The sequence below is a fragment of the Streptomyces sp. genome (assembly GCF_050698815.1).
Taxonomy (GTDB): domain Bacteria; phylum Actinomycetota; class Actinomycetes; order Streptomycetales; family Streptomycetaceae; genus Streptomyces.
In genome coordinates, this window is record NZ_JBOHCV010000033.1 from 1 (window position 1) to 2,251 (window position 2,251).

General features: G+C 69.3%; 2 protein-coding genes. One reads left to right on the forward strand and one right to left on the reverse strand.

What is annotated here, in order from left to right:
* Positions 1–90 precede the first annotated feature (90 nt).
* Positions 91–1,719, forward strand: a complete 1,629-nt coding sequence (locus tag ACRDP3_RS01180) for an alpha/beta hydrolase (RefSeq protein ID WP_431514892.1) — start codon at positions 91–93, stop codon at positions 1,717–1,719.
* A 52-nt stretch (positions 1,720–1,771) separates the two neighbouring features.
* Here ACRDP3_RS01180 and ACRDP3_RS01185 read toward each other — a convergent pair.
* Positions 1,772–2,251, reverse strand: a 480-nt coding sequence (locus tag ACRDP3_RS01185) for a thiamine pyrophosphate-dependent enzyme (RefSeq protein WP_431514893.1), incomplete at its 5' end; no start/stop codon positions are given.

The following is a 2,251-nucleotide window of genomic DNA, read 5'->3' on the forward strand; positions in this document are numbered from 1 at the left end:
CGGAACCATCCCCTGTGAGGCGGGTTTGCTGCACGATGCGGTGTGGCCGCGATACGGGCGGCCTTGACTCTCCACAACGGGAGCTCACAGATGAAGAGACGCGTCATAGCCGGTTACAGCACCGCAGGGGTGGTGCTGGCCGGGGTGCTCATCGCGATACCGGCGTCGGCGAACGCCGGTTCCACCAGCACGGACAGCACCGCGGTAACCACCGCAGCCACTGCCCTGAAGTGGAATGACTGCGGCACCCAGAACTATCCGACGCTCCAGTGCTCGACGGTGCGCACGCCGCTCGACCACTCGAACCCGGGCGGCAAGAAGATCACCCTCGCCCTGTCGCGCGTCCAGCACACCGCGGCGAAGTCCCAGGGTCCGCTGCTGGTCAACCCCGGTGGCCCCGGCGGCAGCGGGTTGACCCTCGCCGGGTTCGTCGCGAGGTCGCTGCCGAAGGAGGTGGCGGCGCAGTACGACGTGATCGGCTTCGACCCGCGCGGCGTGGGCAGGAGCGAGCCCGCCCTGGACTGCAAGCCCGGCCACTTCGACCCGGTCCGCCCGGACTCCGTGCCGCGCAGCGCCGAGGATGAGCTGACCAACGTCAAGCGGGCCAAGGGCTTCGCCGACGCGTGCGGGAAGAAGTACGGCAAGCTCCTGCGCCACATCAACACAGTCAGCGCCGTACGGGACATGGACGTCATCCGGCAGGCGCTCGGCACCAAGAAGATCAACTACTTCGGCTACTCCTACGGCACCTACCTGGGCGCCGTGTACGCCAAGCTCTACCCCGACCGGATCCGGCGCGCGGTGCTGGACAGCATCGTCGACCCGACCGGCGTCTGGTACGAGGACAACATCTCCCAGGACTACGCCTTCGACGCCCGGCACAAGGCGTTCGCCGCCTGGGTCGCCAAGCACGACGCGGACTACGGACTCGGCACCGACCCGGCCAAGGTGGAGAAGGCCTGGTACGGGATGCGCGAGGCGGTACGCAAGGACCCGGCGGGCGGCAAGGTCGGCCCCGCCGAACTCGAGGACACCTTCCTCCCCGGCGGCTACTACAACGGCTACTGGCCGGACCTGGCCTCCGCCTTCGCCTCGTTCGTCAACGACGGCGATCCGGAGCCGCTTGCCGAGGCCTACGACGCCTTCGCCTCGATCGGCGCCTCGGGAGACAACGGCTACTCCATCTACACCTCGGTCCAGTGCCGCGACGCGTCCTGGCCGCGCGACTGGCGCACCTGGCACCGCGACATGACGAAGGTGCACGACAAGGCGCCGTTCATGACCTGGAACAACGCCTGGTACAACGCCCCTTGCGCGTTCTGGCCGGTGAACTCCCTGAAGGCGACCGAGGTGGCGAACAAGAAGCTCCCGCCGGTGCTGCTCTTCCAGGCCACCGATGACGCGGCCACCCCGTACGAGGGGGGCGTCGTCATGCACCGCAAGCTGCGCGGCTCCAGCCTGGTCGTCGAGGAAGGCGGCGGAAACCACGGCATCACCCTGAGCGGCAGCGAATGCCTCGACCGCTACCTGGCGGACTACCTGGCCACCGGCAAGGTCCCGCGCGGCGGCAAGGGCGGCGGTGAGGCGGACGCGGTCTGCGAGAAGCTGCCCGACCCGGAGCCGCCGAGCGAGGCCGGCGCCAAGTCCGCGGCCCCGGCAGACCCTTCGGCCGGTTCCGAGGGCGCGAAGCTGCACGACCTGCTCGGCTTCCGTAGCTGAGGAGTCCAGCTGTGAAGTGCTCCGGGGCGCGCACCGCCCCGGAGCACTCTGGTCAGTGCCGGCGGAAAGCCTCCGCGAGCCACCAGGAACCCTCTGTCGAGGTGACCTTCGCGTCGATCAGCAACGGGGTGTCACGCGCGCCGTCCACCCAGTCGGCAGCAGGCTTGAGGTCATCCCTGCCGCGCACCGTGATGGCGGTGAAGCCGAGTCCGCGGGCCGCTGCGGCGATGTCCACGTCGGGGAAGGTCACCGTGCTCAGATCGGTGCCTTGGCCTGCGAAGTGGTGCACCTCGGCGCCGTAGGCCTGGTCGTTGTACACGACGACCACCATGGGGAGCCCCAGCCGCACGACCGTCTCGAGCTCGGAGACGCTCATCAGCGCTCCACCGTCGCCGAGCGCCGCCACCGGCAGGCGGTCCGGTCTGGCCAGCGCGGCTCCGATCGCGGTGGCCAGGCCCAGTCCGATGGACTGGAACGCCTGCGTGAAGCAGAAACCCTGTTCGTCGGGCACCGAGAGGAACATGCTCGGGTA